Source organism: Planctomycetota bacterium, from assembly GCA_035574235.1.
In the GTDB taxonomy this organism is placed as follows: Bacteria; Planctomycetota; MHYJ01; order MHYJ01; family JACPRB01; genus DATLZA01.
In genome coordinates this window covers 20237-42633 of record DATLZA010000143.1, presented here as the reverse complement: position 1 = coordinate 42633, position 22397 = coordinate 20237, and the positions used below count along the sequence as shown (strand labels likewise).

At 67.8% G+C, this 22397-nt stretch carries 18 protein-coding genes, 3 tRNA genes and 1 rRNA gene; 14 read left to right on the top strand and 8 right to left on the bottom strand.

Annotated elements, in window-relative coordinates; translation table 11 throughout:
- Positions 1-170: 170 nt before the first annotated feature.
- From VNO22_13185 to VNO22_13165, 5 genes are all read left to right on the top strand, one after another.
- Positions 171-1355, top strand: coding sequence for a FecR family protein (locus VNO22_13185; protein HXG62325.1), 1185 nt, complete (start codon positions 171-173; stop codon positions 1353-1355).
- Positions 1356-1420: 65 nt separating this feature from the next.
- On the top strand, positions 1421-2401 hold the full coding sequence (locus tag VNO22_13180; GenBank protein ID HXG62324.1) for a hypothetical protein: 981 nt from the start codon (positions 1421-1423) through the stop codon (positions 2399-2401).
- 64 nt (positions 2402-2465) lie between these two features.
- A complete protein-coding gene (locus tag VNO22_13175) occupies positions 2466-3689 on the top strand; it encodes a carboxypeptidase regulatory-like domain-containing protein (GenBank protein ID HXG62323.1) in 1224 nt (407 codons plus the stop codon).
- A 46-nt stretch (positions 3690-3735) separates the two neighbouring features.
- Positions 3736-4980, top strand: a complete 1245-nt coding sequence (locus VNO22_13170) for a carboxypeptidase-like regulatory domain-containing protein (protein HXG62322.1) — start codon at positions 3736-3738, stop codon at positions 4978-4980.
- 423 nt (positions 4981-5403) lie between these two features.
- Positions 5404-6926, top strand: a 16S ribosomal RNA gene (locus VNO22_13165).
- Positions 6927-7140: 214 nt separating this feature from the next.
- On the opposite strand, the gene VNO22_13160 is transcribed toward VNO22_13165, so the two are convergent.
- Positions 7141-8394 (bottom strand): M20/M25/M40 family metallo-hydrolase, encoded by a 1254-nt coding sequence (locus tag VNO22_13160; protein HXG62321.1) that lies wholly within the window; start codon positions 8392-8394, stop codon positions 7141-7143.
- Between the two features lie 100 nt (positions 8395-8494).
- On the opposite strand from VNO22_13160, the gene VNO22_13155 reads away from it, so the two are divergent.
- The 6 genes from VNO22_13155 (at position 8495) to VNO22_13130 (ending at position 12032) form a co-directional block, all read left to right on the top strand.
- A complete protein-coding gene (locus VNO22_13155; GenBank protein HXG62320.1) occupies positions 8495-8896 on the top strand; it encodes a hypothetical protein in 402 nt (133 codons plus the stop codon).
- Between the two features lie 171 nt (positions 8897-9067).
- Positions 9068-9142, top strand: a tRNA-Ala gene (locus tag VNO22_13150).
- 42 nt (positions 9143-9184) lie between these two features.
- Positions 9185-9261: transfer RNA gene (locus VNO22_13145), tRNA-Ile, on the top strand.
- A gap of 22 nt (positions 9262-9283) precedes the next feature.
- Complete coding sequence (locus tag VNO22_13140) at positions 9284-9880, top strand: ATP-dependent Clp protease proteolytic subunit (protein HXG62319.1); 597 nt, start codon at positions 9284-9286, stop codon at positions 9878-9880.
- A gap of 23 nt (positions 9881-9903) precedes the next feature.
- On the top strand, positions 9904-10803 hold the full coding sequence (locus VNO22_13135) for an ATP-binding cassette domain-containing protein (protein HXG62318.1): 900 nt from the start codon (positions 9904-9906) through the stop codon (positions 10801-10803).
- Positions 10800-12032, top strand: coding sequence for an ABC transporter permease (locus VNO22_13130; GenBank protein HXG62317.1), 1233 nt, complete (start codon positions 10800-10802; stop codon positions 12030-12032). Before VNO22_13135 ends, VNO22_13130 begins: the two co-directional genes overlap by 4 nt.
- A gap of 7 nt (positions 12033-12039) precedes the next feature.
- Here VNO22_13130 and VNO22_13125 read toward each other — a convergent pair whose 3' ends face one another.
- Both VNO22_13125 and VNO22_13120 read right to left on the bottom strand, forming a co-directional pair.
- Positions 12040-12321, bottom strand: coding sequence for a hypothetical protein (locus VNO22_13125; protein HXG62316.1), 282 nt, complete (start codon positions 12319-12321; stop codon positions 12040-12042).
- Positions 12322-12401: 80 nt separating this feature from the next.
- Positions 12402-12668, bottom strand: coding sequence for a hypothetical protein (locus VNO22_13120; GenBank protein HXG62315.1), 267 nt, complete (start codon positions 12666-12668; stop codon positions 12402-12404).
- Positions 12669-12915: 247 nt separating this feature from the next.
- On the opposite strand from VNO22_13120, the gene carB reads away from it, so the two are divergent.
- Genes carB through VNO22_13105 form a run of 3 tightly spaced genes read left to right on the top strand, consistent with a single transcriptional unit; the run spans position 12916 to position 17714 of the window.
- Positions 12916-16152, top strand: a complete 3237-nt coding sequence (carB, locus tag VNO22_13115; GenBank protein ID HXG62314.1) for a carbamoyl-phosphate synthase large subunit — start codon at positions 12916-12918, stop codon at positions 16150-16152.
- 52 nt (positions 16153-16204) lie between these two features.
- Positions 16205-17200, top strand: coding sequence for a GDP-mannose 4,6-dehydratase (locus VNO22_13110; GenBank protein HXG62313.1), 996 nt, complete (start codon positions 16205-16207; stop codon positions 17198-17200).
- Positions 17201-17249: 49 nt separating this feature from the next.
- Positions 17250-17714 carry a dTDP-4-dehydrorhamnose 3,5-epimerase family protein gene (locus VNO22_13105; protein HXG62312.1) on the top strand — a complete coding sequence of 155 codons (465 nt, stop codon included), beginning with the start codon at positions 17250-17252 and terminating at the stop codon, positions 17712-17714.
- Between the two features lie 10 nt (positions 17715-17724).
- On the opposite strand, the gene VNO22_13100 is transcribed toward VNO22_13105, so the two are convergent.
- The 5 genes from VNO22_13100 to VNO22_13080 all read right to left on the bottom strand — a co-directional run bounded on the left by VNO22_13100 (position 17725) and on the right by VNO22_13080 (position 22364).
- Positions 17725-19848, bottom strand: coding sequence for a HEAT repeat domain-containing protein (locus tag VNO22_13100; protein HXG62311.1), 2124 nt, complete (start codon positions 19846-19848; stop codon positions 17725-17727).
- 110 nt (positions 19849-19958) lie between these two features.
- Positions 19959-20034, bottom strand: a tRNA-Ala gene (locus tag VNO22_13095).
- 28 nt (positions 20035-20062) lie between these two features.
- The gene (locus VNO22_13090; protein ID HXG62310.1) at positions 20063-20845 is read right to left on the bottom strand and encodes a hypothetical protein; all 783 of its coding nucleotides are present in this window, start codon (positions 20843-20845) and stop codon (positions 20063-20065) included.
- Entirely contained in the window at positions 20820-21689 is an 870-nt protein-coding gene (locus VNO22_13085) for a hypothetical protein (protein HXG62309.1), read from the bottom strand. The genes VNO22_13090 and VNO22_13085 overlap by 26 nt, the downstream gene beginning before the upstream one ends.
- Positions 21690-21737: 48 nt before the next feature.
- Positions 21738-22364, bottom strand: coding sequence for a hypothetical protein (locus VNO22_13080; GenBank protein HXG62308.1), 627 nt, complete (start codon positions 22362-22364; stop codon positions 21738-21740).
- Positions 22365-22397 lie beyond the last annotated feature (33 nt).

Sequence of the window (22397 nt, the reverse complement as noted above, 5' to 3'; positions counted from 1 at the left end):
CCGTGCCGCCGCCCGCGACGCCCGCTCCGGCGGAGCCCCCCACCGTTCGAGAGCGACCGGCGACGCCTGCCGTTCCCGTCCGGCCGCCGGAGCCGCCCGCCGCCCCGGCGCCCGCGCCTTCCGCACCTTCCCGCGCCCCCGAGCGTCCCGCCGCTCCCTCCGAGAGACCTTTGACCCGCCCCGCCGTGGCCGCCCTCGCCCGGGTGGAGGGGGACGTCTTCTTCCTGGGTCCCGAAGGGCGCCGGCGGGCGTCCCAGGGCCAGGAAATTGTCGCAGGGACCGGCCTGGTCACGGCGGGGAACGGAAGCCAAGCCGTGGTCGAATACCCGGACGGCACCCGCCTCGCCCTGGGCGTGGAAACGCGGCTGGCGTTCCCCGCGAACGCCGCCCGCAAGATTGAAGTTCATGAGGGAACGCTGGCCGCCTACGTGACCCGGCAACCCGAGGGCGCCGAGGCGATCTTCGTGACGCCGCACGCGGAGGCCCGCGTGCTCGGAACGCGCCTGACGTTGCGGGTGACGCCGGCTTCGACCCGCCTGGATGTCAAGGAAGGCCGGGTCCGTCTATCCCGGCGCGAAGACGGAGCTTCAGTGGACGTGGGCGCCGGTCAGTACGCGATGGCCGGACGGGGCGCTCCTTTGGCGGTACGCACCCTGCCCGCGCCGCGGCCGGCTCTCAAGGAAGGGTTCGAGCGCCGCAACCTGGGCAACCTGTGGGCGGCCGGCTCCGAACCTTCCGCCGCCGGACTGAAGTTCTCCAACGACGGCGGAGTTCTCGCGCTGCGCGTGCCCCGCCGTCCCCCGGCCCCGATCAGCTCGCTTCCGCCGGCGGGACCGGAGTCCGGCCGCAAGCCCTCCGAGAATCCCCTCCGCCGGGTGGACGCCTCGGGCGCCTGGGCGCGGGCGGCCTGGATGGAGTCGCGCCCGTCCTTCGCTCTGAGCAATGAAGCGCCGCTGCGGATCCGTCTGCGGCTCTGGCGGTCGGGGGACGATCCGGGGCTGAGCGCCTGGATCGCGCTTAACCGCGGGGTGCTCGGTCGGGCCGTTCTCCTCGAGCGCCGCGGAAACCTGCTTCGCCTCTGGAAGGAAGGGCGGGCCGAGCCGATCTGGTCGGAGGAGGTCCCCGCGCGGCAGGAATGGGAAACATTCGAAATCTGGATCAGTCGCGAACGCCTGGTGATCCGCCGAAACGACCGGGCCGCCTATGCGGGAGATTTCCCGTCTCCCGTCCGGACGGTCCAGGTGGCCCTCGGGGGAGCCGCCCGCGCCGAGATCCCCCAGGATGAGGAGATCCGGTTCGACGACGTCGAAGCGGCCTGGGTGACCCCGGCCGACCTCGAGGAAGCGGCGAAATGACGGAAAAAGCTTTGGCGAAGCGTCCAGTTAGGCGTAGAGTACGGGAGCGCCGGAAGGAGCATGGGATGATGAGAAAGGCACTGCTGGGGCGACAGGCGGCCTGGGCCGTAGCGCTCGTCTTGCTGGGGATCGTCGGCTGCGGCAAGGACGAAAACGAAAGCGGCGCCACGAGCGGCGGCGGCGTGGGCGCCAACACCCCTCTCCTGTGGAACGACGTCTCCTCCACGGGCGGCGGTCCCGCCGGGGACACGCCGCTTCTCTGGAACGACCCCAACACGGCGACCTTCGTCATGGGGATCCTGGACCCGACGGATATCCGGACCTACACCTATCCGGACATCTACATCCTGGGCAACCGGCATCCCCTGATGACCGACGTCAACGCGCGCGAGTTCCCCGTCATCATCACGCTGGAAAACCAGGTCCGCGACTTTATTTTCGAGTGGCGCATCAGCGAGTACGAGCGACTCATCGGAATCCGCCGGACCCAGCCGGGATTCCCCCGGCAGGCTTTCGTGTCCGAATACGGCGACCTGCGCCGCAACGCCCGCGCCCATTGCAAACACTACGCCGTTCACTTCAACGCTCCGGGCCACAACGTGCCCGATCTGCCGCTCCAGAACGCCGAAGGAGACCGAATGCTGCTTCCGGGTGCGCCCTGCCCGCCCCCTCCCTGCACGCACACGGAAATCACGGCCGTCCCGCCCACTTCGCTGCCCAATCCTCCCGTGCCCAATAACACCGACAACGTGGCGGGCGCAAACATGGTGGATCCGGGCGGACGGCTCATTAAATCCTTTATCGACGTCAACTACCGGGCCGGCCAGCTTGTGGGTTCGGGAACCAACCTCGGCATCAGCAGCAACATCGTCCAGTATTGGACCAGCACGTTCCCGGAGTTCCTTCTTCAAACCTACTGGACGCATTTCGGGATCGGATACTGGGCCGGCGAGGGTTCGCCGGACATCCACTACTGGAACCTCGTGGCCGCCGAGAATCCCCGGGTGCTCCTGACGGGCCCCGAGGTGACGATCATTCTGTTCTAGGTTCCACGCTTTCGCCCCGGCGGCGCGGACCGCCGCCGGGGCGGCGGCACGACGCGGAAGTTCTGTGAAACGCCTCCTTTGGACGATCCCTTTTCTGGCGGCCCTCCTGCTGGGCCTGGCTGTTCTCCTCTCCGGGCGCCGCAACGCCCCCGATTCCCGACCCGCAGCTCCTGAACCCCCCAGGACCGCGCCCCGAACGGCGCCGCCGCCCGAAGCGACGCCCCCCCCGGCCAACGACGCCGCGAGGGTCCAGCAGGGACCCACGGGGCTCACCGTTTTCGTCCGCGCCCAGGGCGTAGGTCTCGAAGGAGTCACCGTGGAAGTGCTGAGGTTGGCGGTGTATGAGCACCGCCGCTTCAAGACGCCGCGCGGCGGCCGGCAGTCCCTGCTCGGCATGCCCCCGGGCGACTATCGCATCCACGTGGACCACTCCCCTTACCTCCGCGCCGCCGTCCCCGCGCGGGTGGAACCCGGCAAAGTCTCGGAAGTCGTGGTGGACCTGCGGGAATCCGGCCAGATTTTCGGCCATGTCGCGGATCTCGCGGGAACGATGCTCCCGGGAACGCAGGTGACCCTCCTCGACCCGAAAAGCGGCGGCCCCGGCGGCGAAACGGCCGGGACTCAAACGGATGCTTCCGGCCGCTACCGGCTCGTCCGCGTCGAACCGGGACGATACGTCGTTCATTTCCGCCACCCTCACTATCGGAGCTTCCGAGCCGAGGTGACGCTCCAGGCCGAGGGAGAGAAGCGCGAAGTGAACGCCGTCCTGGAGCCCGGACGGAGGATTTCGGGGCGGGTGCTCGACGAGTCCGGCGCCCCCGTGCCCGGCGCCGTCGTCACGGCGTCCAATGGAGAACGCGGAGCCGCCACCACGGACGATGAAGGTCGTTTCATGATCGGAGGCCTCACCGACCAGCCGATCTACTGCCTGGCGTCCGCGCCCGGGTACGCGACGGCGCTCCGCCGCGACGTCGCCCCGGGAACCACCGATCTCGAAATCCGGCTTTTCCGGGCGGGAAAGATCTCCGGGCGCCTCGAGGGGGCGCCGCTTCCGCGCCAGTTCACCCTGCGGCTCCTTCATCTCGACGAGGAGACGCGCGGTTATTATCCCAAGCGGACGGTGATGTTCGGCGACGACGGGGAATTCTCGCTCGAGAACCTGCCCCCCGGAACATACAAGCTCGAGGTGGAGGCTTCGGGCTACCGCGCGCTCGACGTTCCGGAACTGACGCTGGGCGCCGGACAAAAGCTCGAGGACGTGCGGATCCGCCTGGCCCGGGGCCGCTGAGGCCGTTTCTTCCGTCCCTTCCTCCCGGTAGAATCGAAGCGACATCATGAAGCGCTGGCCGCTGATCTTCGGGTTCGCGGGCCTGGTGTTGGGCGCCGGATTCTGGGCGCTGCGTCGAGGGGCGCCAGCGGATCGGCCGTGGCCTGCCGGAAGCGGGCCCGCCGCCGAGCCGCGCGCGGAGCTGCCGGCGCCCGCCGCGGGCGTCGAGAAGCCCCCCGCCGTCTCCTGGGACCTCGCGCCGTCAGCCTCGAGCGCGGCGGCGGGAACCCTCCGCATCGCCGTTCACGCGCGCGGAGCGCCTGTGGCGGGAGCGCGGATTTTCGTGACTCCCGCGGGAACGGCGGAGGGGCGCGGCTACGAGGCGCACGCCGACGGCACGCGCACCGTGACGGGTCTTCCGCCGGGGGAGTACGAGATCACGGCGCGTCACCCCCGTTACCTTCCCGGCGGGGCCCGTGTCCGCGTGGAGGCCGGTCGCGCGACGGAGGCGATCCTGGAGCTCCGCGAGGGGGGGCGGCTGTATGGGGTCGTGACGGACACGGCGGGGAACCCGTTGGCGGGAGCCACGGTGCAGCTTTTGGACGGGACGACGCAGCTTCCGGTGGTGCCCGAGCTTCGGGCGTGGACGGATCGGGCGGGGCGATACATGCTGGAAGCGGTGCCGGCGGGCGAGTTCGGCGCGCGGTTCCGGCACGAGCGGTTCCGGCCGCAGGACCGGATGGGGCTGGTCTGGGCGGGTCCGGGAGACGCCAAAGAAGTCAATGTGGCGCTGGAGGAGGGAACGTTTCTGGCGGGGCGGGTGGTGGATGAGGCGGGCGCGCCGGTGGCGGGGGCGCTGGTGATGGCGGCCAACGAGGGGGGCGGCATGGCGCGCACGGACGCCGAAGGGCGGTTCGCGCTTTACGGTCTGGGAAACGCGCCGATCAGCGGCTCGGCGGCCGCGCCGGGGTACGGGACGGTTTACTGGCGGGGCGTCGCGCCGAACACGGCGAACCTGGAAGTGCGTCTGCCCCGGGCGGGAAGCCTGACCGGGCGCGTGGAAGCGGAGCCGGCGCCCGCGTGGTTCGCGGTGTGTCTTTCGAAGTACGACGCGGAGCTGGGGCGCGAGGTGCGGGTGCAGACGAAGTCCTTCGCGGGGAGGAAAGAGTTCACGCTTCAGGACGTGGCGCCGGGGGCGTACGCGGTGGAAGTGCAGGCGGAAGGGTACGAAGCGCTGGACCGTCCTCAGGTGGTGGTGGAGCGGGGCCAGGCGGCGGGGGTCGGACCGATCCGGCTGCGAAAAAAGCCGTGAAACGGGCTCGGAAAATTTCTCGAAAAGCGCTTGACACGCCGGAGCGCGTCTCTATAATGACGAGCGTCGTAAGCAGCTCTCTCGAGTGCCGTACTCATTCCTTGAGGGGTGGGGGCGACAACCCGCACGCGCAAGGATGAGATGCTGTCGCTCCCCTGAAGGGAAGCGGCGGCGGCCGGGAGAGCGGATCTTTGAAAATCGGGTCAGAGCCAACTGACCCATCTCGATCTTGTCCGTATCAAGACGGCAAGAGGTGACCGTTCTCGGAAAGCGAAGGCAGGCTTGCCTGCGTGAGCTTTCGCGGAGGCGGGAGGAGATGGGGACCCTTGGGAGAGACCGAAAGGTCGATCCTTCTGGGTTTTAACCAGGCTCCGAATAACCTGGAGCTTCTTCACCAAGATCAAATCCCTTCGATCAGAAATCTGATTGAAGAGTTTGATCCTGGCTCAGAACGAACGTTGGCGGCGTGCCTAATACATGCAAGTCGCGCGAGAAACCGGGGGCAACTCCGGGAGTACAGCGGCGGAAGGGTGAGTAATACATGGACAACGTACCCTCGGGTGGGGGATAACCCACCGAAAGGTGGGCTAATACCGCATGATGGCGGGGAGCGGCATCGCTTTCCGCTCAAAGCCGAGAGGCGCCCAAGGAGCGGTCCATGGCCTATCAGCTAGTTGGCGGGGTAACGGCCCACCAAGGCGATGACGGGTAGCCGGACTGAGAGGTTGAACGGCCACACGGGAACTGAGACACGGTCCCGACACCTACGGGTGGCAGCAGTAGGGAATCTTGCGCAATGGGCGAAAGCCTGACGCAGCGACGCCGCGTGGGGGATGAAGGCCTTCGGGTTGTAAACCCCTTTCAGGAGGGAGGAACCCTGACTTAACCTCCGGAAGAAGCGCCGGCTAACTCCGTGCCAGCAGCTGCGGTAATACGGAGAGCGCGAACGTTGTTCGGATTCACTGGGCGTAAAGGGCACGTAGGCGGCCCGGCAAATCAGTCGTGGAATCCCGTCGCTTACCGGCGGAACGGCGGCTGAAAATACCGGGCTTGAGGGCGTGAGAGGTGACTGGAACTCCTGGTGAAGCGGTGAAATGCGTAGATATCAGGAGGAACGCCGGAGGCGAAAGCGAGTCACTGGTGCGCTCCTGACGCTGAGGTGCGAAAGCTAGGGGAGCAAACAGGATTAGATACCCTGGTAGTCCTAGCCGTAAACGATGGACACTGAGTGGAGGAGGGCTTGCCTTTCTCTGCTGCAGCTAACGCGTTAAGTGTCCCGCCTGGGGAGTACGGCCGCAAGGTTAAAACTCAAAGGAATTGACGGGGGCTCGCACAAGCGGTGGAGCATGTGGTTCAATTCGATGCAACGCGAAGAACCTTACCCGGGCTTGAAGTGGGGGTGGTAGGAGCCGGAAACGGTGACGACCCCGAAAGGGGAGCCCTCATCAGGTGTTGCATGGCTGTCGTCAGCTCGTGTCGTGAGATGTTGGGTTAAGTCCCGTAACGAGCGAAACCCCTGCCACTAGTTGCGACTCCGAAAGGAGGCACTCTAGTGGGACTGCCCGCGTCGAGTGGGAGGAAGGTGGGGATGACGTCAAGTCATCATGGCCCTTATGTCCGGGGCAACACACGTGCTACAATGGCCGGTATAAAGGGTCGCCAACCCGCGAGGGGGAGCCAATCCCAAAAAGCCGGCCTCAGTTCGGATCGGAGGCTGCAATTCGCCTCCGTGAAGCCGGAATCGCTAGTAATCGCGGATCAGCCACGCCGCGGTGAATATGTTCCCGAGCCTTGTACACACCGCCCGTCAAGCCACCCAAGCACGGGGTACCTAAAGTCCGTTGTCCAACCCGCAAGGGAGGACGCGGCCCAGGGTAAAACGTGTGAGGAGGGCTAAGTCGTAACAAGGTAGCCGTAGGGGAATCTGCGGCTGGATCACCTCCTTTCTAAGGACCCATCCCGAAAGGGATGATTCGACGAAGGGAGATTCCACCCAGGCTCTACGACACGTTTCATGGACGCCCATCCTTCGGGATGAAGCGATCCGTGGAACTGCGAAGAGAAAAGGGTCCCGATATCTCCGCCGGTGGAAGCGCCGTGCGCCCAACCACGCGCGCCGAAACCCCTCTTGCCGTCTTTTTTTATTCCCCGCGCCCTTCCCTACCGCGCGGGCCAGACGACCTTGAGCGTCTGCCGTTCCCCGCCCCGCACCACCTCGAGTTCCAGCTCCCGATCCGCCGGCGCCGCCTGAATCCGCCGCCAGAGTTCCGCCACCGGACGCGACGCCGGAAGCGGCTGGCCCCGAAACCCCACCACCAAGTCCCCCGGCCGAAGCCCCGCCCGACCCAGCGCGCTGTCCTCCGCCACCTCCGTCACCCGGCACGCTCCGGCCTGGCCCACCCGCGCGTCCTCCGCCCGGATCCGAAGCGGCCGCCCCCGCAGCGGCGTGTCCACGTTGATCCGCAAAGCCTCCGGAAGATTCGCCACGTCGTAGGCGACCCGAAAGGCCGCCCGCGCGATCTTGGCGAGATTCCCGTAGGCGATCTTGTCCGCATGATCGCCCACGCGATGATAGTCGGCATGCCAGGACGTGAAAAACATCGACGCCGGAATGCCCGCCCACAGGAAGGACGCTCCGTCCGAACGGAACATCGCCTCGTGGTAGTGGTCGTACTTCGTGAACGCCAGATCCTCCGCCCGGCACGCCTCGGTCAGGATCCGCTCCAGCGCGTCCCCCTCGGCGTTCTTCACCCCCTCAAGGTCCATCGGCCGCCCGGGGTTGCGCCCCACCATGTCGAGATTCAGGTAGTACACCACCTTTTCCAGAGGACGCGTCGGCTGCCGCACCCAGTGGCGCGACCCTTCCAGCCCCGATTCCTCGGCGTTCCACCAGCAGAAAAGCACCGACCGCTTCGGCCGCGCGCGCAGACGCGAGAAAGCCTTGGCCGCCGCAAGAACCGCCGACGTGCCGCTCGCGTTGTCGTCGGCGCCGTTCCAGATGTCGTCCCCCTCGCGGGTCTCGCCCACCTGCCCGCCCACCCCTTGCCCCTTGCGTCCCACATGGTCGAGGTGCGCGCCGATCGCCACATACTCGCCCCGCCGCTCGGGATCCGAGCCTTCCAGAAGCGCGATCACGTTCTTCGCCCGGCGCCCGGCCGCCGTCACGAATTCCTGCGTGAACCGCCCGTCCTCCCCCGCCGGAACCAGGCCGTACGAAGTCACCTCTTTGACCAGATACTCCACCGCCTTTTCGTTGCCGGGAAAGCCGGCGGCCCTCCCCTCCAGGGCGTCGTCCGCCAGAAAGCTCACATGGGAGCGAAGCCCCTCTTCCGTGATCTCCCGAAGCGCCTCGACCCGCGGGTCGGCCTGGAGAAGAAGGACAAAAGCGGCGAGGAATGAAAGAACTTTGGCCATGAAGACCTCCGACGTTTTCGTCCTTTATACGAAAATGCCTCCCCACCGGAGGCGGAAAAACGCTCCGTGGAAACGTCCTTAAGATATAATGGGCCGGCCCATGAGAACCTGGATCCTCGCGACCGCCCTGGCCGCCGGAACCGCCTGCAGCGGCGCGCCCGAAGAGTCCGAACGCCCGCCCCTCGCTTCCGCCTCGGCCCCTCAGGAAACCGCCCTGGCCGCCGAGCTGCGCCAGAAAGGGATCGCCGACAAGTCCCGCCCTTCGGCCGCCGCCACCACCGTCCCCCAAGGGGATCGGCGCTTCGACGTCGTGGACCTTTATATCGACCAGACCGATCCCACCGGGGCCCGCCGCCTGGCGCCCTACCTCTTCAACGAAGACTGGATCCTCACCAAGTGCGAGTACCTCTCGCCGACCCTGCGGCACTACCGCTTCCAGAGAATCGTCGTCGGCAACGGCGCCCGCCTGCCCGAAGTGGACCCCTTCAAGTCCCGTCGATAGCGCCGCGGCCCTGCGGAAAGAAAGCGTTGACCCTGCGACCGGGGCCGATTATATATAAGCGCGTCGCCCCGGCGCTCGAAGGCGGTCCATCCCCCGAGAGGGCGGGCGGCAGCCGTCGCGGCCCCCCCCGCGAGCGGCGCCGGAGGCCACCTTCCGCCGCCGATTCCAAGGGGGCCCGTAGTTCAATGGGAGAACGCCTGGTTTGCAACCAGGAGGCTGCCGGTTCGACTCCGGTCGGGTCCACCATCTCAGCCCCGGGCGCCCCGGCGCTCGCTCTTTGAAACAATCGGGCGTGTAGCTCAGTTGGTTAGAGCATTCGCTTGATAAGCGAAAGGTCGGCAGTTCGAGTCTGCCCACGCCCACCATCTCGACTCGAAGGAGAATCTCATGGATCTGGATCCCAGGCTCGCCGAAGACGACGACGGCAAAGAGCCCTCCGAGGGAAGCCTCCTCAAGAGGATGCTCAAGACCCGTTCCATCCTCGTTTCCGAGGTGGTCACCGACAAGCTGGCGCGCCGCGTCCAGAGCCAGCTCATCCTGATGCAGCAGGAGGACGAAAAGTCGCCGATCACCGTCTACATCAACTCCCCCGGCGGAAGCGCCGACAGCGGCTTCGCCATCTACGACGCGCTCCGGTTCTTCAAACCTCCCGTGCGCACCGTGGTCAACGGCCTGTGCGCCAGCGCCGCCGTCCTGATCTACCTGGCCGCCCCGCGCGAGCGGCGGTTCGCCACGCCGAATTCGCGCTTCCTCCTTCACCAGCCGTCCACCTACGTCCAGGGCTCCGCCAGCGATATCGAAATCAGCGCCGAGGAGATCATCAAGCTCCGCGAGCGGTACAATCAAATCGTCGCCGCCGAGACGGGCAAGTCCCTCGAGCAGGTGACGCGCGACTCGGACCGCGACTTCTGGCTGTCCGCCGAGGAGGCCCGCTCCTACGGTCTGGTCGGCCGCCTGGTCAAGAGCTGGGGCGAGATGGGCTAGGTTCCGTCCGAGAACGGCCCGCCATGCCGGTTCTGGAGGTCCGCGAGGTCGTCAAGGCCTACGACGGCAAGGTGGCCGTCGACCGCGTCTCGCTCGAAGTGGAACGCGGGGAAATCTTCGGTCTCCTGGGACCCAACGGCGCCGGGAAGTCCAGCCTCCTCCGAATGATCATGGACATCCTCCGGCCCGATTCCGGCGAGATCCTCGTCCTGGGCCGGCGGCTCGATCCCTCCCTCAAGGACCGCGTGGGCTACCTCCCCGAGGAGCGCGGACTCTATCCCCGCCAGCGGGTCTCCGAAGTCCTCGAGTATCTCGGCCGCCTGAAGGGACTTCCCCGCGCCGCCGCCGCCCGCCGCGCCGAGGCGGCGCTGGACCGCGTGGGCCTGCTGGACGTCCGCCGGCGCCGCCTGCGGGAACTGTCCAAAGGCATGCAGCAGAAGCTTCAGATCGCCGCCGTCTTCATGCCCGAACCCGATCTGGCCGTCCTGGACGAGCCCTTCGAAGGACTCGATCCCGTCAATCGCGTCCTCGTCACCGATCTCCTGCGGGAACACGCCGGTCGCGGGACGGCCATCGTGCTGTCCTCCCATCGCATGGACCAGGTCGAGGCGATGTGCCGGCACGTCTTCCTCATCCATCGCGGACGGGGCGTCCTGTCGGGCGCGGTCGAGCAGATCCGGGACCGCTTCGCGGACACCGCTTTGCTCGTGGAAGCGGATCCGCCCCCGAACGGACATCCGCTCGTCGAGCGCGCGCGGCCGGAAGGCCGCGGCTTTCGGCTCTGGCTTCGGGAAGGCGCCTCCCCCGAGCGGTTCCTGGCGGATCTTTTGGCCTCCGGGGCGCGCGTCGGCCGTTTCGAACGGGCCCGGCCCTCGCTCGACGAAATCTTCGTGCGGGTCGTGGGAGGAGAGGGTTCGCCGTGAGGAAGGCCGGCATCGTCGCCGCGCGCGAGTTCTCGGTGACCGTGCGCCGGGTGTGGTTCGTCGTGGCCACGTTCGTCCTGCCGCTCGTCTTCGCCGCGATCCTGGCGGGCATGAGCCTCGTCGGCAAGCATGCGATCGAAGAATCCACGCGCGCGATCCGGAACCTGCCCCTCGGCGTGGTGGACGCGTGGGGAGGGCTGACCACGGACCCCCCGTTCAGCGCCCGCCGCTTCCCCACCGAACAGGCCGCGCGCGCCGCCCTGGCCGCGGGGGAAGTGGGCGCCTACGTCCTGATCCCGAAGGATTATCTGGAGACCGGCACGGTCACCGTGGCGACGACCCGGCGGCCGACGCTTCTGACGGCCGCACAACCACCGCTTCCTCCCCGCCTGAAGGACTGGCTCCTCGAAAACGTCCTGGCGGGAACCGATCCGGACCGCGTCCGCCGCGCCAAGGATCCTCTCGAGGTGCGGACGGTCTACCTGGAGCCGACGTCGGGCCATCCCTCGGCCGAAAACGAAGCGGAGGCGCTGAAGCGCTCCGGCGTGGCGTACGTTTTCTTCTTCCTCCTCTTCACGGCCATCTTCAACTCCAGCCAATACCTGCTCCTCGGGATGGCCGAGGAAAAGGAGAACCGGGTCCTCGAGATGGTGCTCTCGTCGGTGACGCCGGGCGAACTCATGCTGGGAAAGCTCATCGGCCTCGGGGCCGCGGGGCTTCTGCAGCTTGCCGTCTGGGCGGGCCTGATTCTTCTGGGAAGCGTCGTGGGAGCGGTGGCGCTGGCGGTTCAGGTGTCGCTCGCGCCCGGCGCCTTCGTGGCCTGTCTGATCTACTTCCTCCTCGGCTACGCCCTCTACGGATCGCTCATGCTCGGGTTCGGGGCCCTGGGCACGAACCTCCGCGAGAGCCAGCAGATGGGAGCGGTCTGGACCCTGATCGGAACGAGCCCCGCGTTCATCCTTCTGGCGCTCATCGAGGCGCCGCAAGGGACCGTGGCGCGGATCTTCTCGCTGATCCCCTTCACGGCTCCGACCACGATGATGTTCCGCGTGACGATCGACCCGTCCGGGACGCCCTGGACGGACGTGGCGCTCTCGGCGGCGATTCTTCTCCTGGCCACGGCGGGGGCGCTGGCGGTCTCCGCCCGGCTTTTCCGCGCGGGACTCCTCCTCTACGGCAAGAAGCCCCGCTGGCGAGAGATCTGGAGATGGGTGGTCGCCGCGCGCTGACCGCCCTTCACTTCCGGCGCGGCAGCACCACCGGTTCGCGCTCGTAAATCGTCCCCTCCCCCCTCCAGGCGTCCCGGGTCCAGAAGTAGAAGGCGTTGATCGCCAGGTCGAGCGTCCAGGTGGCGGCAAAGACGACCTGCAGGCACGCCCAGGAGAGCGTGTTTCCGAGGAACCATGGGTTGTCCACGTAGGTCTGGTTGGCCCAGTCGTCCATGTTGCGGGTCATCTTCTGGGGCCCCATGCACCCGGCCAGAAGAAGCCCCGCCAGGAGCGCCGCCGCCGGTCTCATTCCGAGCTCCTTCCGGAAAAAGAAACCCCCGGCGAGCCGGGCCCGCCGGGGGCTTCGGGCATTCGAACGGGCGCGATCGCCTACTTCGCCTTGGGCACCACCGCCTTGTGCGTGAAGGCCGTTCCCGTGCCGGAGCCGAACGGCCAGGCGTCCACGGCCCAGAAGTAGTACAGATCGATGAAGCTGTCCACGAAATTCGTGACCCAGAACGCGATGCCGATCAGAGCGGTCGAAATCACGTTGCCCACGAGCCACGGCTGGTTGTGATACTCCTGATTGAGCCAGTCGTCGAAGCTGCGCGTGACTTTACGCGGACCGAAGCAGCCCGACACGGACACGACCAGCAACAGCGCGATCAGGACGACCGCAACCTTCTTCATGCGTGAACCCTCCCTAGAATCCAGAAAATACCGACCCTGACGAATCATATCACGGGACGCCCGGCTGTCAACGATACGGCGCCGTAAAAAAGCCGCCCGCGGAAGGCGATCGCGTCGCGACGGATTCATCTTCCTTGACGGGCTCTGCGCGCGTCGATAGCATACGCGTCCGATCCGATGACTCCTTGCCGACCGATCCACGAGGGGACACTCCATGCCTAAAAGGACCGATCTCAAGAAGATCATGCTCATCGGTTCCGGGCCCATCATCATCGGCCAGGCCTGCGAATTCGACTACTCCGGCACGCAGGCCTGCAAAGCCCTGCGCGAAGAAGGCTATACCGTGATCCTGGTCAACTCCAACCCCGCCACGATCATGACCGATCCGGAGATGGCCGATCGGATCTACATTGAACCCATCACGCCGGAGTTCGTCGAGCGCATCCTCGAAAAGGAGCGCCCGGACGCCCTTCTGCCCACCCTCGGCGGCCAGACCGCCCTCAATACCGCCGTCGCCGTCGCCGACCGGGGAGTGCTCGCCCGCTTCGGCGTCGAAATGATCGGAGCCACCGTCGAGGCCATCAAGAAGGCCGAGGACCGCAAGCTCTTCAAGAAGGCGATGGAGAAAATCGGCCTGGATCTCCCCCGTTCGGGCTACGCCTACTCCCTCGAGGACGCCCGCCGGATCCTCGCCGAGATCGGCCTGCCCCTCGTCATCCGCCCCAGCTTCACCCTCGGCGGCACCGGCGGCGGCATCGCCTACAACGTCGAGGAATTCGAGAGGATCGTCCAGTTCGGCCTGGAGCAGTCCATGATCGGAGAGGTCCTCGTCGAGGAATCGATCTACGGCTGGAAGGAATACGAGCTCGAGGTGATGCGGGACCGCAAGGACAACTGCGTCATCGTCTGTTCGATCGAGAACTTCGACCCCATGGGCGTGCATACCGGGGACTCGATCACGGTGGCCCCCGCGCAGACCCTCACCGACCGCGAGTATCAGGCCATGCGCGACGCCGCCTTCAAGATCATCCGCGAAATCGGCGTCGAATGCGGCGGATCCAACATCCAGTTCGCCGTGGATCCCAAGACCGGCCGTAGGGTCGTCATCGAGATGAATCCCCGGGTTTCCCGCAGCTCCGCCCTGGCCTCCAAGGCGACCGGCTTCCCGATCGCCAAGATCTCCGCCAAGCTGGCGGTGGGCTACACCCTCGACGAGATTCCCAACGACATCACCCGCAAGACCCCGGCGTGCTTCGAACCCACGATCGACTACGTGGTCGTCAAGACCCCCCGCTGGGCCTTCGAAAAATTCCCCGAGGCGGACCCCACGCTCACGATCCAGATGAAGTCCGTGGGCGAGACGATGTCCATCGGCCGCACCTTCAAGGAGGCGCTCCAGAAGTCCATCCGCTCGCTCGAGCAGGGACGCGCCGGACTGGGCTGGGACCGCAAGGACCGGCCCATGGCTCCGGAGCAGATCCGCGAGAAGCTCATCGTCCCCAACACGGAGCGGCTGTTCGCCGTCCGGCACGCCCTGCGTTCCGGAATGTCCGCCGCCGAGGTCGCGGAACTTTCCAAGATCGACCCCTGGTTCATCTCCCAGATCGAGGAAATCGTCCGCTTCGAGGACGTGGTCCGCCGCGATCCCTCGCCCGCAAACCTCCGCGAGGCCAAACGCATGGGGTTCTCCGACGCCCAGCTCGCCATGATGCTCGGAACGTCCGCCCGGGAGATCCGGGAGCGCCGCAAGAAACTCGGCATCGTCCCGGCCTACAAGCTCGTGGACACCTGCGCCGCCGAATTCGAAGCGCAGACCCCTTACTACTACTCGACCTACGAGAACGAGAGCGAACACCGCCTGAGCCCCCGGCGCAAGGTCATGATCCTGGGCGGCGGGCCCAACCGCATCGGCCAGGGCATCGAGTTCGACTACTGCTGCGTCCACGCCTCCTTCGCCCTGCGCGAACTCGGATACGAAGTCATCATGGTCAATTCCAACCCCGAGACGGTCTCCACGGACTACGACATCAGCGACCAGCTCTTTTTCGAGCCCCTTACGGAGGAGGACGTCCTCAACATCTGGGATCTCATGAAACCCGAAGGGGTCATCGTCCAGCTCGGCGGCCAGACCCCGCTCAACCTCGCGCGCCCTCTCGCCCAGGCCGGCGTCCGCATCCTGGGGACCTCCATGGATTCCATCGACCGCGCCGAGGACCGCAAACGGTTCGCCGAGGTCGTCGACAAGCTGGGCCTCACGCAGCCTCCCTCCGGAACCGCCTTCACCTTCGACGAGGCCAAGCGGATCGCCGCCCAGCTCGGCTATCCCGTCCTCGTGCGCCCGAGCTACGTCCTGGGCGGACGCGCCATGGCGATCTGTTACGACGAGGAGATGCTCGAAAAATTCATCAAGGAAGCCACCGACGTCAACCCCGACCACCCCGTCCTGGTCGACAAGTTCATCGAGGACGCCATCGAGGTGGACGTCGACGCCGTGGCCGACGGCGAGGAGGTCTTCATCGGCGGCATCATGGAGCATATCGAAATGGCCGGGGTCCATTCCGGTGACAGCGCCATGTCCATCCCCTCCTTCTCGCTTTCGGACGCCCAGCTCGACACGATCCGGCGCAACACCGTGGCGCTCGCCCGGGAACTCGAGGTCCGCGGCCTCATGAACGTCCAGTTCGCCGTCAAGGGCTCCACCGTCTACGTCCTCGAGGTCAACCCCCGCGCCTCCCGCACCGTGCCCTTCGTCTCCAAGGCCATCGGCGTCCCCCTGGCCAAGGTCGCCGCCCGCATCATGGTCGGCCAGCGCCTCCGGGATTTCGGACTGCGCCGGGAAATCGAACCCAAGCACTTCTCCGTCAAGGAATCCGTCTTTCCCTTCCGGAAGTTCCCCGGAGTCGACATCATTCTGGGCCCGGAAATGAAATCCACCGGAGAGGTCATGGGCATCGACGTCGACTTCGGCCGGGCCTACGCCAAGGCCGAAATCGCCGCCGGACACCACCTGCCCACCCGCGGCAACATCTTCGTCTCCGTCAAGGATTCCGACAAGCGCGACGTCGTCTACATCGCCAAGCGGCTCGAGGACCTCGGATTCAACCTGATCGCCACGGGCGGAACCGCCAAGGTCCTCGAGCGAAACGGCATCCGCGTGCGCCCCATCCATAAGATCGCCGAAGGGCGTCCCAACGCCATCGACCTCATCATCAACAAGGAGATCGACCTCATCATCAACACGCCTTCCGGCAAGGGCGCCAAGACCGACGAAGGCCGCATCCGGGCGTTCGCCGTCTCCCACGGCATCCACGTGGTGACCTCCATCGCGGGCGCCCAGGCGGCCGTCCAGGGCATCGAGGCCGTCCTCCGGCGCAAACTGGAGGTCCGCGCCATCCAGGACTACCACCCGAACTACTCCGGCCTCGGCGCCCGCAAGCCGGTGCCGGTCTAGCCCTCCGGCCGGCCGGAAACGGGGTATAATCCCCCCGGGACCGCCCTCAACCATGCACTACTTCATCACGGGAGGCGCCGGATTCATCGGCTCCCACCTCGCCGAGGCCCTCCTCGAACAGGGCCACCACGTCCTGGTTCTCGACGATCTTTCCACCGGCTCCGTCGAAAACTTGGCCGGCTTCCGCTCCCATCCCCGCTTCCACCTGGCCGTCGACACGATCTTCAACGCGCCTCTCGTGGCCGAACTCATCGACCGGGCGGACGTCGTCGTCCACCTGGCCGCCTCGGTCGGCGTCTTCCAGATCGTCGAAAGCCCCGTCCGAACGGTCGAAACGAACATCCGCGGCACCGAAATCGTCCTGTCGAACGCCGCCAAAAAGCGGAAGCCCGTCCTTCTGGCCTCGACGAGCGAAGTCTACGGCAAGTCCTCCAAGGTCCCCTTCTCGGAAGACGACGACTGCGTCCTGGGCCCGAGCTCCAAAGGTCGATGGGCCTACGCCGCCTCCAAGCTCGTGGACGAATTCCTGGCGCTGTCCTATTTCAAGGAGCGCCGCCTCCCCACGATCGTCGTGCGCCTCTTCAACACCGTGGGACCCCGCCAGACCGGCCGCTACGGCATGGTCCTGCCCCGATTCGTCCAGCAGGCGCTCTCCGGAGGCCCCCTCACCGTCTTCGGAGACGGCCGCCAGAGCCGCTGCTTCTGCTGGGTCGGAGACGTGGTCCGCGCCGTCCTGGCCCTTCTGGCCGAACCCCGCGCGTACGGACAGGTCTTCAACGTGGGCAGCGACCGGGAAATCACGATCGAGGAGCTGGCCCGCCTCGTCCGCGACCGCGCCAACCCCGCCGCCGCGATCGAATACGTCCCCTACGACCGCGCCTATGAGGCCGGCTTCGAAGACATGCGCCGCCGCGTCCCCGACCTCTCCCGCATCCGAACGCTCGTCGGCTACCGTCCCACCCTGGGCATCGAGGAAATCGTCGAGCGCGTCGTGGCCCACGAGCGCACCCGCCGCGAAGCGATCGAACCGCGGGCGGTCCGGCCGTAACCGGCGCGAAGAGACTTGCTTCCCGCCGGGGAAGGCTTATCATCCCGTCATGCCGAAGACCATTCACGGCGTCGCCGTCCGCGAATTCGAGATGCTCCCCGACGAACGGGGATTCTGGGCCCCGATTCTCCGCTCCGGCGACGTCGCCCCGCGAAGGATCGAACATCTCTCGGTCGTGACCGTCTACCCCGGCGCGGTCCGGGCGTGGCGGCGGCACCCCACGCGGTGGGAATATTTCGCCGGCGTCCGCGGCCTGGCCAAGCTCGTCCTCTACGACGACCGCGAAGGATCCCCGACCCGCGGCGCGATCAACGAGCTCTTCCTGGGCCCCCGCCAGCCGCGGGTCGTCGCGGTGCCTCCCGACGTGCTCCACGGTCTCAAAGGCGCCGGAGACGAGGAATGCCTCCTTCTCCACGCGGCGTCCGAGGCGTTCGACCCGTCGGCCCCCGGCGGCTCAACGCTCTCCTGGAACGATCCCTCCGTCCCCTACGACTGGTCCCGCAAGGACGGGTGAGCCGTCCGCGTCAGTTGCGGTCCTCGACGCGGAAGAGCGCCTCGTCGGCCAGAAGCGCGCGGTAACGCTCCTCGTCCCGGATGGGATCGAGATCCCGGTCCATCCGGATCCATTGGCGATCCTTGAACCCCGCGCGGACGGCTTTTTCGAGCCACTCGACCGCCTCCCTCTTGCGCCCCGCCTGCGCCTCCAGACAGGCCAGGTTGTAGGCCGCCGTGGGAAGAACCCCCGCGTCCGCGATCCCATGCTCGTCCACCGCCTTCACGATCGCCCGGTACGCCTCGCGCGCCTCGTCCTTCCGCCCGACGCGGTTGAGCACCAGCCCTACCGAGAAAAGAAGCGTGCACCCCTGCTCCTTGGCGTCGCCGCGGAGGGCTTCCTGCGCTTCCCGGCGCGTCCGCTCCACGAATTCCTCCAGCGGCTCCTTCTCCCCCAGCCGATGAAGCGCCACCAGCAGCTCCTCCCGGAATCCTCCCTCCGTCCCGGCCGGTCCCGCCTCCCGCAGCGCCTCCTTGAGGACTCCGACCGACTCGCGATCTCCCAGCGCTCCCAGGGCCAGGATCGCCAGCTCGCGCATCCGAAGCTCGTACGCGTAATTCCGCGGGCGCCGGTCCGCCAGGCGCCAGGCGAAGCCCGTCTCCCGCGCCATCCGCCGGAGCACCGGCAGCGCCTTCTCCCGCCCCAGCGCCTCGAGGTCGCGGAACTGTCCTTCGAACGTCCCGCTCTGCCCGAAGTCCGTCACCCACCGGTCCAGCGCCCCCTCGACCTCCTCCTGGACGCGGAGCGCCTCCATTTCCCCGGCGATCTCCTTGTCCACTTCGCCCGCCGCGGCCGCCCGCCGCACCGCTTCCAGCGCCTTCGGCCCGATCCGCACGAGCGCGTCCCGCGCCGCTCCTTTGATCTCCGCATCGTGCCGCTGCACGAGAAATCCCACCAGGGGCGCAATCGCCTCCTCCGACCCCGCCTCGCCGAGCGCCAGAATCGCCCGCCGCCGGATCTCCTTGTCCTCGTCCGAAAGCGCCGCGAGCAGATCCTTCTCCGCGCGCCGGCCCAACCGCCGCAGATACTCGAAGGCCGCCCGATGCACCTCCCGGTCCGGATCCTCGCGATACAGCCGGCGCACCGCCTCCAGCGGCTTCTCGCTCCGGATCTCGCCCAGCGCCTCGAGCGCCAGGAGGCGCACCCGCCGGTCCTCCGCGGAGAGCGCCTCGACAAGCGGCTCCTCCGCCTTCAGGCCCATGCCTTTCAGAAAATCCGCCGCCGCCGCGCGGACGGCCTCCGAACCGTCCTTCCGCAGGACCTCCCCCACCGGCCCGATCGCCGCCTCGTGGCGAAGCGCCTTGAGCCCCTCGATCGCCCGCGCCCGGGCGTGCTCCTGGGGACTGCGGAGCGCCTCGACGAAGAAAGGCGCCGCCCGCGGGCCCGCCTGCCGCAGGAAATCGAACGCCGCGTTGAGAACCGGCACCTCCGTCTCCCGCGCGAAGAGCTTCCCCGCCGCCTCGAGAGCCTCGGGGCTCGAGGACGATCGCAGCCCCTCGAGCGCCTCGCGCCGGAGGGCCGCGTCGGGCGAACCCAGATACTTCAGAAGAAAAGGCTCGGCCGGCGGACCCAGCGACTGCAGACACCGCAAGGCCAGGGCTTTGACCTCCGGGTCCTCCTCGCGGTCGTGAAGGTCGGCCACGTCCCTGGCCGCCCGCGCGCTCTTGAACTCGGTGAGCGACTGAAGGGCCCCCGCGCGATGCTCGGGGCGCGGACTGCGCAGGGCGGCGATCAGCGCCTCCTCGGCCCGGGGCCCCAGCGCCCGCAGGAGTCGAAAGGCCGCGTCCCGGACGCCCGCGTCCTCGTCGGACTCGAACATCGCCCGCGCCGCGTCCAGCGCCCGCGCGGACTTAAGAAGCGTGAGAAGCTCCAGCGCGACGCCGCGAACGCGATGGTCGGGACTCCGGAGCGCCTCGAGCAACGCTCCTTCCGCCCGGGCGCCGAACTTCTCCAGCGCCTCCCGCGCCGCCTGGCGCTCCTCGAGAAAATCCGCCCCGAGCTGCTCGATCCGGCGCCGAAGCTCCTTCTCGTCCGCCGCGCCGTCCTGGTCCGCCGCGGCGCCCGCCAGCGCCCAAAACAGGATCGCGCCGAGCATCCGAAAGCCTCCGAAGAACGCCGAATTCAGGCTAACCGGGAGGGACGGACGGCGTCAAGAACGGACCGGCGGAATCGGGCGGGAGGAGAATGGCGCCGCGCGTCCCGGCCTGGTGGAGCTGAAGGGATTCGAACCCTCGACCTCCTGAATGCCATTCAGGCGCTCTCCCATCTGAGCTACAGCCCCGTCAGGCCAGGACGTGCGCCCCGACATTCTAGGCCCCCCCTCCGGGGGAGTCAAGCGCGGCTCCCCGCGCCTTGCGCCGCCGAAGCCACCGCGGCACCCCGAAGGCGAGCGCCCCCGCCCCCACGATCGCCAGAAACACCACCGTCCAGTTCGTCCCCCGAACCGCCTCCCGCGCCGCCTCCGCCGCCGGCTCCACCACGAGATTCCTGACGCCGTCGAGGTACGGCTTCGGATCCGCCAGGAACGCCGCCAGCAGCGCCCCCGTGAAGACCGTCCCCTTGTTCCTCCAGAGAAACTGACACGCCCGGTCCCCGAAACGCTCGACCACGCCGAAGATCTCCTCCGCCCGGCCCGACGCCTGGATCGGACCCGCAAGCCGCCCCAGAAGAATCGCTCCTTCCGTCGACACGTTGGCCCGAAGGGCCTGTTCGCCGAAATGCTCCAGCAGATCCTTCCCCACGCCGGGATGGCGGATCATGAATTCCGCCGCCCGATCCCCCCACCGCCCCACCGCCCGGATCGCCGTCTCGCCCTCGGCCGCCAGGAGCCGCATCCCCTCGTCCCCCCAGCGGGCCACCAGACGCGCCGCCGTCGCCCCGTGCGCCTCCAGCACGGGCACCGCCGCCGGACCCGCCCGCCGCAGCGCCGCCGCCGCCTCGTCCCCGTGCGCCTCCACGAGACGCACGATCCGGGACTCCACCCGCTCCACGGCCTCCCGGCCGAACGCCTCGGCCAGCTCCTGCACGAGCCGGCGCGCCGCCTGCGACGCAGGCGCCCAAGCCAGGCTAATCGCGATCAGCCATGCGCCCATCGGCGATCCTCCCGTAAAGCTCCCTCACGGCGCACTCCTGAAGACGAACGAAACACGCCACCGCCTCCCCCACCGCGCGCGTCACCTCCTCGGCCAGCCGGTTGCGCAGCTCCGCCACGTGCGCCCGAAGCTCGGCCCGCGCCGCGTCCTCCCAGATGCCCCCGATCCACGCGTCCACGGCCAGTCCCGCCCCCACGCTCACCACAAGCCCCACCCCGAGCGTCCACACGCCGCTCGCCGACCCCGCCGCCGCCGCGCCCCCCAGAATTCCCGCCGCCCCCAGGGCCGCCGTGGCCCCCGCCGCGGCCGCTTCGCTTCCCACCCACGACACGACGTTGAACCCGGCGTCCCCCAGGATCGAAGGCAGCAGGCGCGCCGCGAGGCGCGCGTAATCGTCCCGGAACCGCTCGAAACGCAGCTCCGGCCGCGCCGCCCGCACGTCCTCGTAAAGCGCCACGAGAAGCCGGTTCTCCGCCGCCTCGAAGGCCCGCCTCGCGTCGCCCCGCACGCCCTCGATCAGCCGGTCGAATTCCTCCGGACCGAAGAGATGCCGCTCGAAAACGTTCCGGACGTGCCGCTCGTAGGACGCGCGGCTGCGCGTCAGCGCCTTCCATTTGCCCGCCAGGCCGAAAAGCTCGTCCAGAAAGCGCTCCTCCCGTTCGGGCGAAAAGGGCGTCTCGATCCGGCGGCAGACGGATTCGAAAAGCGGCGTGAAGTCCTGCGTGCGGACGAGGAAAAGCGCCCGTTCCAGCGGAGAAGGCGGCGGATCCCACAGGCGCGCGGGCGCCAGGAAGGCCGCCGCGAACGCGATCCCCCGGGCCAGCTCCAGGCCGACCCGTGTCATTCTACGGGAATTATATCGGCTGTCCGCGGGCGATCCCAGGGCCCCGAATCACTTCGCCGGCCCCTTGCGGAACTCCTTGAGCTCTGCGCCGATCGTGACCTCCTCGCCGCGGGCCCGGATCGTCATCCGGCTCCGAACCAGCCCCACGCCTTTCGCGTACCACTCGTGCCCTTCCGCGGCGTGGCGCTCCCCCGATTCGATCGCCACCCGCACCCGCACCGCCTTGTACGTCCCGGCGGGAACCTGCACGTCCTCCTCCCCTTCCACCGAGAACCGATACCGGGGCGCAAGCTCCGAGCCCCGCGTGGAGCCCCCCCAGGCGTCGCCGGACCGAAGCTCGCGCTTGAGCTTGAAGAAGGGTTCTTCGACCGGATACGTGCTCAACCCCCGGACCACCTTGTGGATCCGCACCCCCTCCGGAGTCACCTCCAGCCACTCCTTGCGCAGAACCCGCGTGCGCTTCTCCGCCTCCAGATGGGTGCGGTATTCGAGGACCAGGCACCGGACCGCGCCGACCTCCTCGGCCCCCGTCACCTCGTGGATCATCTCCGTCTCTTCGTCGTAGTCGTTCCGGTAGACCCACCGGTTCCCTTCGGCCAGCGGAAAATACGCGTCCCCCGCCTCCGGGGCGGCCTGCGCCAGAAGACCCGCCAGAATCGCTCCCGCCAGATCCACGCTCCACCTCCTTCAAAGGACGACGCGGGTGAT

Excerpts from the sequence above, each read along its gene's own strand:
- VNO22_13160 (HXG62321.1), bottom strand. The coding sequence starts at position 8,394 with ATGGCCAAAGTTCTTTCATTCCTCGCCGCTTTTGTCCTTCTTCTCCAG.
- carB (HXG62314.1), top strand. The coding sequence starts at position 12,916 with ATGCCTAAAAGGACCGATCTCAAGAAGATCATGCTCATCGGTTCCGGG.
- VNO22_13100 (HXG62311.1), bottom strand. The coding sequence starts at position 19,848 with ATGCTCGGCGCGATCCTGTTTTGGGCGCTGGCGGGCGCCGCGGCGGAC.
- VNO22_13090 (HXG62310.1), bottom strand. The coding sequence starts at position 20,845 with ATGGGCGCATGGCTGATCGCGATTAGCCTGGCTTGGGCGCCTGCGTCG.
- VNO22_13135 (HXG62318.1), top strand. The coding sequence starts at position 9,904 with ATGCCGGTTCTGGAGGTCCGCGAGGTCGTCAAGGCCTACGACGGCAAG.
- VNO22_13110 (HXG62313.1), top strand. The coding sequence starts at position 16,205 with ATGCACTACTTCATCACGGGAGGCGCCGGATTCATCGGCTCCCACCTC.
- VNO22_13140 (HXG62319.1), top strand. The coding sequence starts at position 9,284 with ATGGATCTGGATCCCAGGCTCGCCGAAGACGACGACGGCAAAGAGCCC.
- VNO22_13085 (HXG62309.1), bottom strand. The coding sequence starts at position 21,689 with ATGACACGGGTCGGCCTGGAGCTGGCCCGGGGGATCGCGTTCGCGGCG.
- VNO22_13125 (HXG62316.1), bottom strand. The coding sequence starts at position 12,321 with ATGAGACCGGCGGCGGCGCTCCTGGCGGGGCTTCTTCTGGCCGGGTGC.
- VNO22_13105 (HXG62312.1), top strand. The coding sequence starts at position 17,250 with ATGCCGAAGACCATTCACGGCGTCGCCGTCCGCGAATTCGAGATGCTC.
- VNO22_13180 (HXG62324.1), top strand. The coding sequence starts at position 1,421 with ATGATGAGAAAGGCACTGCTGGGGCGACAGGCGGCCTGGGCCGTAGCG.
- VNO22_13170 (HXG62322.1), top strand. The coding sequence starts at position 3,736 with ATGAAGCGCTGGCCGCTGATCTTCGGGTTCGCGGGCCTGGTGTTGGGC.
- VNO22_13155 (HXG62320.1), top strand. The coding sequence starts at position 8,495 with ATGAGAACCTGGATCCTCGCGACCGCCCTGGCCGCCGGAACCGCCTGC.